The organism is Sphingomonas sp. (assembly GCF_042096255.1).
Classification (GTDB): Bacteria; Pseudomonadota; Alphaproteobacteria; order Sphingomonadales; family Sphingomonadaceae; genus Sphingomonas.
The window spans coordinates 1-9,516 of the sequence record NZ_JBELLZ010000107.1; the positions used below are offsets into that span (position 1 = coordinate 1).

A 9,516-nucleotide genomic window follows, 5' to 3' on the forward strand; every position below is an offset into this window, starting at 1 on the left:
CGCGTCGCTGGCGGTGCTGGCCAAGGGCTATGACATCGGCTTCAACATCGATGCCGAGGAATCCGAGCGGCTGGAACTGTCGCTCGACCTGCTGGAGAGCCTGGCACTCAGCCATGCGCTGTCCGGCTGGAACGGGCTCGGGTTCGTCGTCCAGGGCTATGGCAAGCGCTGCCCGTTCGTGATCGACTGGATCGTCGATCTGGCGCGCCGGTCCGGGCGGCGGATCATGGTGCGGCTGGTCAAGGGCGCCTATTGGGATGCGGAGATTAAGCGCGCGCAGGTCGATGGGCTCGATGGGTTTCCGGTTTATACGCGCAAGCTGCACACCGATGTCGCCTACCTCGCCTGCGCGCGTAAGCTGCTGGAGGCGCGTGACGCGGTGTTCCCACAGTTCGCCACGCACAATGCACAGACGCTCGCCGCCATCTACCACCTCGCCGGGCCGGAGTTCACGATCGGCGACTGGGAGTACCAATGCCTGCACGGCATGGGCGAGCCGCTGTACGAGCAGGTCGTGCCCGCGAACAAGCTGAACCGGCCGTGCCGCATCTACGCGCCGGTGGGCACGCATGAGACCCTGCTCGCCTATCTCGTCCGCCGCCTGCTGGAGAACGGCGCCAACTCGTCCTTCGTCAACCGCATCGCCGACCCCGCGGTACCGATCGACGCCTTGATCGCCGATCCGGTGAACGAAGTGCTGGCGATGCCGCACCCGGGCGCGCAGCATGACGGCATCGCCGCGCCGGCGGCGCTCTATCCCGATCGTCGCAACTCGGACGGTATCGACCTCAGCAACGAGGATGCGATGGCGGCGCTGGTGCCCGCGCTGCTGGAGAGCACGCGGATCGACTGGACGGCGCAGCCGCAGGGTGGGGCGGGCACGCCGCGCCCAGTGCTCAACCCCGCTGACCACGTCGACCAGGTCGGCACCGTGTTCGAGAGTAGCGAGGCGGGCGCGTGCGCCGCGGCCGAACGCGCGGCGGCGAGCCGCTGGGGCGACACGCCGGTGGCGGAGCGCGCGGCGATGCTGGAACGCGCCGCCGATGCGCTCCAGGCACGCATGCCGGTGCTGCTGGGGCTGATCATCCGCGAGGCGGGCAAGTCCGCCTCCAACGCCATCTCCGAGGTGCGCGAGGCGGTGGATTTCCTGCGCTATTATGCCGCGCAGGCGCGCACCACCTTGGGCCCCGCGCAGGCGCCGCTCGGGCCGGTGGTGTGCATCAGTCCGTGGAACTTCCCGCTGGCGATCTTCACCGGCCAGGTCGCCGCGGCGCTGGTTGCGGGCAATCCGGTGCTCGCCAAGCCGGCCGAGGAGACGCCGCTGATCGCCGCCGAGGCGGTGCGCATCCTGCATGAGGCGGGCATCCCGACCGACGCGCTCCAACTGCTGCCCGGCGACGGCCGGATCGGTGCCGCCCTGGTCGCCGCGCCGCAGACCGCGGCGGTGATGTTCACCGGGTCGACCGAGGTGGCGCGGCTGATCCAGCGTCAGCTTGCGACTCGATTGTCGCCGGAGGGCAGGCCGATCCCGCTTGTCGCCGAGACCGGCGGGCAGAATGCGATGATCGTCGATTCGTCGGCGCTGGCCGAGCAGGTGGTGGCGGACGTGATCGCCTCCGCCTTCGACAGCGCCGGCCAGCGCTGTTCGGCGCTGCGTATCCTGTGCCTTCAGGAGGAGGTGGCGGACCGGACGCTGGCGATGCTGCGCGGCGCGCTGGCCGAGCTGCGCGTCGGCCGCACCGACCGGCTGGCGGTGGATATCGGCCCGGTGATCACCGCCGAGGCGCAGGGCAACCTCAACCGTCACATCGAGATGATGCGCACGCGCGGGCACCGGGTGGAGCAGCTGCCGCTGCCGATAGAGGCGGCGCACGGCACCTTTGTCGCGCCGACGATCATCGAGATCGCCGACATCGCCGATGTCGAGCGCGAGGTGTTCGGCCCCGTTCTCCACGTGCTGCGCTTCCGCCGCGAGCGGCTCGATGCGCTGATCGATGCGATCAACGCCACGGGCTACGGCCTCACCTTCGGGCTGCACACCCGGCTGGACGAGACGGTGGCGCATGTCACCGGCCGGGTCCGTGCCGGTAACCTCTACGTCAACCGCAACACGATCGGAGCCATCGTCGGCGTACAGCCCTTCGGCGGTCGCGGCCTCTCCGGCACCGGACCCAAGGCGGGCGGGCCGCTCTACCTCGGCCGGCTGGTGGCAAAACCGACGGTGTTCGCCGATCGCGCGCGGCACCTCGATTCGCCGGTCCATGGCTTTGCCGCTTGGCTCGATGCGGCGGGCGAGGCGGACGCCGCGGCGCTGGCGCGGCGCTATGCCGATGCCTCGGCATTGGGGGCGGAGCGACTGCTGCCGGGGCCGGTGGGCGAGCGCAACGTCTATGCGCTCCACCCGCGCGGCTGCATCGCGCTGCGGCCGCAGACGCGGGCGGGCCTGCTGGAGCAGATGGCGGCGGTGCTCGCCACCGGCAACACCGGCGCGATCGAAGACATGGCGCTGCCCGAAAGGCTGCCGGCCGAGATCGCGGCCTGCTTCACGCAGGGTGACGCGCGTGTCTCTGCCGCGCTGGTCGAGGGCAATGCGGTGCGGGTCCGCGAAGTGACCCGGGCGATGGCGGCGCGCGATGGCGCAATCGTGCCCGTCCATGCCGCCGCGTCCGGGCCTGGCCTGTCCTACTCGCTCGAATGGCTGCTGGAGGAGGTGTCCACGTCGGTCAACACGACGGCGGCAGGCGGTAATGCCAGCCTTATGATGCTGGGCTGATTGATGTAAGGGCGCGGGCCATGACCGAGCTGAACCGACCGATCCTCACGCCGCCTGACGGGCACAAGAAGGTGCTGCTCCATTCCTGCTGTGCGCCCTGTTCGGGCGAGGTGATGGAGGCGATGACCGCGAGCGGGATCGATTACACGATCTTCTTCTACAATCCCAACATCCACCCCAAGGAGGAGTATCTGCTCCGTAAGGAGGAGAACATCCGCTTCGCCGAACAGCACAATGTGCCGTTCGTCGATGCCGACTACGACACCGCCAATTGGTTCAAGCGGGCGCGCGGGATGGAATGGGCGCCCGAGCGCGGCGAGCGCTGCACCATGTGCTTCGACATGCGGTTCGAGCGCACCGCGCTGCACGCGCATGAGAACGGCTTCGCGGTGATCACCTCGTCGCTCGGCATCTCGCGCTGGAAGGACATGAACCAGATCAACGGCTGCGGCGAGCGCGCCGCGGCGCACTATCCGGGCGTAACCTATTGGACGTTCAACTGGCGCAAGGGCGGCGGCGCCGCGCGGATGATCGACATCTCCAAGCGCGAGAAGTTTTACCAGCAGGAATATTGCGGCTGCGTCTATTCGCTGCGCGACACCAATGCGCACCGCGTGTCGCAGGGGCGGCCGGAGATCGAGATCGGCAAGCTCTATTACGGCGCCGATCCGGAGGGGTGATACCTAAGCGGCTCCACCATAGAGACCGTTCTTAGGTTGTGCTCCCGCGAAGGCGGGAGCCCAGACTGGGTCCCCGCCTTCGCGGGACACAAGCTCACCCGCCAAACAGGTGTGGTGCCAGGCCGGTGACGCCCGCTTCCACCCGGAACAGCGCGCCGTCATGCTCGCTGTCGGGCAGGCCGGTCGCGGCGCTGCTGACGTAGAGCACGTCCAGCGCCTCGCCGCAGAAGGCGACGTTGGTGCATTGCTTCGCCGGCAGCGCGATCGCCCGGTCCAGCGTGCCGTCCGGGCTGAAGCGGCTGACGCGGCTGCCGCCCCAATGCGCGATCCACAGATGTCCCTCGCCATCCACGGTCATGCCGTCGGGATAGCCGTCGTCCTCGCCGATACGAATGAACACTTCGCGCTCGCCCAGCCGTGCCTCGTCGAGCCGCGCGAAGCGGAACACCGTCCGGCGTGCGGTGTCGCTGTGGTACAGCCAGCGTCCGTCCGCCGAGAAAGCGGGGCCGTTGGGCACGCGATAGCCGCCGTCCGCGCGCGCGAGGCTGCGATCGGGCGCCAGCCGGTAGAGCGCGCCCGAATCCTGGTCCTCCGCCATGTCCATCGTGCCGCACCAGATCGCGCCGGCCGCGTCCGCCTTGCCGTCGTTCATGCGGTTGCCGGGCAGCTCCGGCTCGGGCGAAAGGAACGGGCGGATCGTCAGCGGCTCCAGGTCGAGCTCGGCAAAGCCGCTGCGGAAGCCGGCGATGAACCCGCCGCCCTCGCGCTCCGCCACCCAGCCCAGCGGCTCGGGCATCGGCCAGCGCGTCACCTCGCCCGTGGCGAGGACGAGGCGGTTGAGCGCGGGGGCGAGGATGTCGGTCCAGTAGAGCGCGCCCTCGCGCGCCGACCAGAGCGTGCCCTCGCCGAGTTGGTCGCGCTGGCCGCCGCGCGGGACGATGCTCCACGTCATGTCAGTGCCGCCCCATCATCAATGGTTGTCGCGCGGCAGGCCCATGGTCTGGGCGATGCGCTGGTACTTTTCTGCGCCCTCCAGGATCGCGCCGGTGTTCATCTGGCCGACCACGGCGCGCTGCATTTCCTGCCACGGCGTCTGCGAGCCGGGATAGCGATAGCCGCCCGCCGCCTCCAGCGCCTGGCGCCGCGACGCCAGCTCCTCGTCGGAGATCAGCACGTCGGCGGTGCGCGCCTTGAGGTCGATCCGCACACGGTCGCCGGTCCGGAGCAGCGCGAGGCCTCCCATCGCCGCGGCCTCGGGGCTGGCGTTGAGGATCGAAGGGCTGCCCGAGGTGCCCGACTGGCGACCATCGCCGATGCACGGCAGGGCATGCACGCCCTCGGTGATCAGATAGGCCGGCGGGCGCATGTTCACCACTTCGGCGGCGCCGGGATAGCCGACCGGGCCGGCGCCGCGCATGAACATCAAAGTCTCGGTGGTGATGCCCAGCGCCGGATCGTCGATACGGTGGTGGTAATCCTCCGGCCCGTCGAACACGACCGCGGGACCCTCGAACGCGTCGGGATCGTCGGGGTTGGAGAGATAGCGGTCGCGGAACTCGGGCGAGATCACGCTGGTCTTCATGATCGCCGCGTCGAACAGGTTGCCCGAAAGCACGATGAAGCCCGCTTCTTCCTTGAGCGGCTGGACGAAGGGGCGGATCACCTTCTCGTCCTCGATCGTCGCATTGCGGCAATTGTCGCCCATGGTGCGGCCGTTGACCGTCATCGCGCCCTCGCGGATCAGCCCCTGGCCGATCAGCTGCGCCACCACCGCCGGCACGCCGCCGGCGCGGTAATAATCCTCGCCGAGATACTCGCCCGCGGGCTGGAGATTGACCAGCAGCGGGATCTGGTGGCCGACGCGCTCCCAGTCCTTGAGCGGCAGCTCGACGCCCATGTGGCGCGCGAGCGCGGCGAGGTGGATCGGCGCGTTGGTCGAGCCGCCGATCGCGGAGTTCACCGCAATGGCGTTGTGGAAGGCATCCAGCGTCAGGATGTCGGAGGGCTTGAGGTCCTCGGCCACCATCTCGACGATGCGCTTGCCGGTGAGGAACGATACCTCCTGCCGGTCGCGGTAGGGCGCCGGGATCGCGGCCGAGCCGGGCAGCGACATGCCCAGCGCCTCGGCGAGCGAGTTCATCGTCGTCGCCGTACCCATGGTGTTGCAATAGCCGGTCGAGGGCGCGGAGGAGGCGACGAGGCGGATGAACTCCTCATCGTTGATCTCGCCCGCCGCTAGCAGCTGGCGGCCCTTCCACACGATCGTGCCGGAGCCGGTGCGCTCGCCCTTGTGCCAGCCGTTGAGCATCGGACCGACCGACAGCGCGATCGCGGGGATGTTCACCGTCGCGGCGGCCATCAGGCAGGCGGGGGTGGTCTTGTCGCAACCGATGGTCAGCACCACGCCGTCGAGCGGATAGCCGTACAGCACCTCGACCAGGCCGAGATAGGCGAGGTTGCGGTCGAGCCCCGCGGTGGGGCGCTTGCCGGTCTCCTGGATCGGGTGGACCGGGAATTCCAGCGGGATGCCGCCCATCTCCCGAATGCCGTCGCGCACGCGCTCGGCCAGCACCAGGTGGTGGCGGTTGCACGGCGAAAGGTCGCTGCCGGTCTGGGCGATGCCGATGATCGGCTTGCCCGAGCGCAGTTCCTCCAGGCTGAGGCCGAAGTTGAGGTAGCGCTCAAGGTACAGCGACGTCATGTCGATGTTGGCGGGATTGTCGAACCAGGCGCGGCTGCGCAGCTTGGGGGCAGGCGTATCGGTCATCGCGGGGAGGGTGCTTCCGTCTTTAGCGCGCGGAGACGCGCAGGATCATGCGGTGGTGATAGGGCTTGCCGGGCGCGACGCGCGCGGAGCCGAAGGCGGGCTGGTTGGGCGTGTCCGGGAAGAGCTGCGGCTCCAGCGCGATGCCGTCGCCCATGCGATAGACATGGCCCTTCTTGCCGATCAGCGTGCCGTCCAGGAAGTTGCCGGTATAGACCTGCACGCCCGGCTGGTCGGTCAGCACCTCCAGCACGCGGCCCGAGACGGGATCCTCCAGCCGCGCGGCCAGCTTTGGCTCGGCGGTCTTGCCGGCATCGAGCACGTAATTGTGGTCGACGCCGCGGCCGGCGACGATCTGCGGATCGCGGCCGTCGCGCAGGCCGTCGCCGATCACCTGGCCGTTGGTGAAGTCGAACGGCGTGCCCGCGACCGGCTTCAACTCGCCGGTGGGGATCAGCAGGTCGTTCACCGGCGTGTAGCGCGCGGCGGGGATGGTGAGACGGTGGTTGAGGATGCCCTCGCGCGATCCTTCGCCGGCCATGTTGAAGATGGCGTGGTTGGTGATGTTGACGATGGTCGGCGCGTCGCTCTTCGCATCGAAGTCGATGGTCAGCGACCCCTTGTCGTCGAGGCGATAGGTGACGGTCACGTCGAGCTTGCCGGGATAGCCCTGGTCGCCCGCCGGACTGGTCAGCGCCATGGTGACGCTGGCGACCGGCCCGCCCTTCACCTCGGTGACGCGCCACACGCGCTTGTCGAAACCCTCGGTGCCGCCGTGGAGCGAGTTGGTCTTGTCGTTTTGGGTGAGCTGATAGGCCTTGCCGTCCAGCGTGAACTTGCCGCCGGCGATGCGGTTGGCATAGCGGCCGATCGTCTGGCCCCAGTAATTGGGATGGTCGACGTAGGAGGCGAGGTCGTCCTGGCCGAGGGTCACATCGACCGTCTTGCCGACGCGGTCTGGCACTTCGAACGATTGAAGGTTCGCGCCGAGCGTGATGATGCGTGCCTTCACGCCGTTGGTGCCGGTCAGCGTCACCGCCTCCACCGCGGTGCCGTCCTTCATCGTGCCGAAAATTGAGCGCTCGGCAGTGGCGGCCTGCGCCGCGGACGCGGCAAGGGCACCGAAAGCGACCCCGGCGAGAATATATACTCTGGACATGCGGCCGGTCACCGGCTCCCCTCCCTTGATTACGCCGTCGGATTGTTAGTATAAACTCCGACAAATTGTAAAGCCGCGTTGCTCGGGAACGGGCACGCCCCGGGGAGGGACCACATGCCTGCCGCACCGATGAACAGCTCTCCTGGCGGAACGCCGGGGGCGAAGGCCACCTACACGTCCGCATTGGTGCTGCTCGCCAGCCTCTTCTTCATGTGGGGCTTCATCACCGTCATCAACAACACGCTGCTGCCGCACCTGCGCAGCGTGTTCGAGCTCAATTACACCCAGACCACACTGATCGAGAGCGTCTGGTTCATCGCCTATTTCTTTGCGTCGATCCCCTCGGCCAAGCTGATCGAGCGGATTGGGTATCAGCGGTCGCTGGTCGTCGGCCTGGTTGTCATGGCAGCGGGTGCGCTGGGCATGACGCTCGCGGCCAGCCTGCCATCTTATGGCGTCACCCTGTTCATGTTGTTCGTGATTGCGAGCGGCATCACGCTGCTCCAGGTCGCCGCCAACCCGTATGTGACGGTCATCGGCCCGCCGGAAACGGGATCCTCGCGGCTGAACCTGGTCCAGGCGTTCAACTCGCTTGGCACGACCCTGGCGCCGCTGTTCGCGGGATACCTGATCCTCGGGCGCTCAAAGGGCGGCACCGCGCAGGGCGAGGTTGCTCTGACCCAGGCCGAACGGCTGGCTGATGCGCAGTCGGTGATCCTGCCCTACGTGCTTGTCGCCATCGTGCTTGTCGTCCTCGCCGTTATCATTGCCCGTTTCCCGCTTCCGGCAATGGGCCAGGCGACCAGCCGCGTAGCGCGCGAGGAGCGCCGCAACCATTCGCTCTGGCGGCACCGCAACCTGGTATTCGGCGTGCCGGCGATCTTCATCTACCTGATCGCCGAGATCGGCGTGGCCAACCTTTTCATCAACTTCGCGTCGCAGCCCGACATCGCAAACATCACCCACGAGCAGGCGTCGCGCTATCTGGCGCTGCTGTGGGGTGGCATGATGGTGGGCCGGTTCGCCGGCTCGTTCATCATGCAGAAGGTCCCGGCGGAGATGGTACTCGCCGCCTTCTCGATCGGCGCGTTCATCGTGATGCTGGGTGCCACCTTCCTGTCGGGTCCGGCCGCCATGTGGTCGCTGATCCTGGTCGGCCTGTTCCATTCGATCATGTTCCCGACGATCTTCTCGCTCGGCATCAAGGGCCTGGGCCCACTGACCGAGGAGGGCTCCGGCCTGTTGATCATGGCGATCGCGGGCGGCGCGCTGGTGGTGGTGCAGGGCTGGCTGGCGGACCGCTACGGCCTCCAGGCCTCGTTTCTGCTCACCGCCGCCTGCGAACTCTACATCCTCTTCTACGCGGTCTGGGGATCGCGCGTGACCGAGGACCTTTCCGCTGCGTCGGCCGGCTCCACCTTCGAGTGATCCGGCGCGACCCTTTCAACGACCCACATGAGGACGTGACATGACGACCATCACCGGCGCGACGCTTGTTGCCGCGGAAGAGCGCACCAACGGGGCCTCCTTCGACGCGATCGATCCTTCCACCGGCAAGGCGATCGGCCCCAAGTTCCGCGAGGCGACCGCTGCCGACGTGGCGGATGCCTGCCAGCTGGCCGATGACGCCTTCCCCGCGTTCAGCGCGCTGGCGCCCGAGGATCGCGCCATGTTCCTGGAGGCGATCGCCGACGAGATCGCCGCGATCGAGGGCCTGGTTGAGCGGGCGATGCAGGAGAGCGGCCTGCCGCAGGCCCGCCTGACCGGCGAGCGCGGCCGCACGATCGGTCAGCTCAAGCTGTTTGCATCGGTGCTGCGCGAGGGCAGCTTCCTCGATGTCACCGTCGACCCGGCGATGCCCGATCGCGCGCCGCTGCCCCGGCCTGACCTGCGCCGCATGAACATCGCTGTCGGCCCGGTGGCGGTGTTCGGGGCGTCCAACTTCCCGCTCGCCTTCTCGGTGGCGGGCGGCGACACGGCTAGCGCGCTCGCCGCCGGCTGCCCGGTGGTGGTGAAGGGCCATCCCGCGCATCCCGGCACCGGCGAGCTGGTCGCGCGCGCGATCCGCGCCGCCGCCGCCAAGTGCGGTCTGCCCGCGGGCGTCTTCTCCTATCTGCCCGGCACCACCAACGACCTGGGC

The 9,516-nt window shown here is 68.5% G+C and carries 7 protein-coding genes; 4 read left to right on the forward strand and 3 right to left on the reverse strand.

Annotated features, from left to right (window positions below; genetic code table 11):
* Positions 1-2,773: bifunctional proline dehydrogenase/L-glutamate gamma-semialdehyde dehydrogenase PutA (gene putA / locus ACFDTH_RS15575; protein WP_375288478.1), on the forward strand; the 2,773-nt coding region annotated here is incomplete at its 5' end.
* 20 nt (positions 2,774-2,793) lie between these two features.
* A complete protein-coding gene (locus tag ACFDTH_RS15580; protein ID WP_375288479.1) occupies positions 2,794-3,453 on the forward strand; it encodes an epoxyqueuosine reductase QueH in 660 nt (219 codons plus the stop codon).
* Positions 3,454-3,547: 94 nt separating this feature from the next.
* On the opposite strand, the gene ACFDTH_RS15585 is transcribed toward ACFDTH_RS15580, so the two are convergent.
* From ACFDTH_RS15585 to ACFDTH_RS15595, 3 genes are read right to left on the reverse strand one after another with little or no spacing between them, the layout of a single operon-like run.
* Positions 3,548-4,405 carry an SMP-30/gluconolactonase/LRE family protein gene (locus tag ACFDTH_RS15585; protein ID WP_375288480.1) on the reverse strand — a complete coding sequence of 286 codons (858 nt, stop codon included), beginning with the start codon at positions 4,403-4,405 and terminating at the stop codon, positions 3,548-3,550.
* 18 nt (positions 4,406-4,423) lie between these two features.
* The gene (locus tag ACFDTH_RS15590) at positions 4,424-6,220 is read right to left on the reverse strand and encodes an IlvD/Edd family dehydratase (RefSeq protein WP_375288481.1); all 1,797 of its coding nucleotides are present in this window, start codon (positions 6,218-6,220) and stop codon (positions 4,424-4,426) included.
* 22 nt (positions 6,221-6,242) lie between these two features.
* Positions 6,243-7,376, reverse strand: a complete 1,134-nt coding sequence (locus ACFDTH_RS15595) for an aldose epimerase family protein (RefSeq protein WP_375288484.1) — start codon at positions 7,374-7,376, stop codon at positions 6,243-6,245.
* 114 nt (positions 7,377-7,490) lie between these two features.
* On the opposite strand from ACFDTH_RS15595, the gene ACFDTH_RS15600 reads away from it, so the two are divergent.
* Positions 7,491-8,804 carry a sugar MFS transporter gene (locus ACFDTH_RS15600; RefSeq protein WP_375288482.1) on the forward strand — a complete coding sequence of 438 codons (1,314 nt, stop codon included), beginning with the start codon at positions 7,491-7,493 and terminating at the stop codon, positions 8,802-8,804.
* Positions 8,805-8,844: 40 nt separating this feature from the next.
* On the forward strand, positions 8,845-9,516 hold a 672-nt coding region (locus tag ACFDTH_RS15605), incomplete at its 3' end, for an aldehyde dehydrogenase family protein (RefSeq protein ID WP_375288483.1).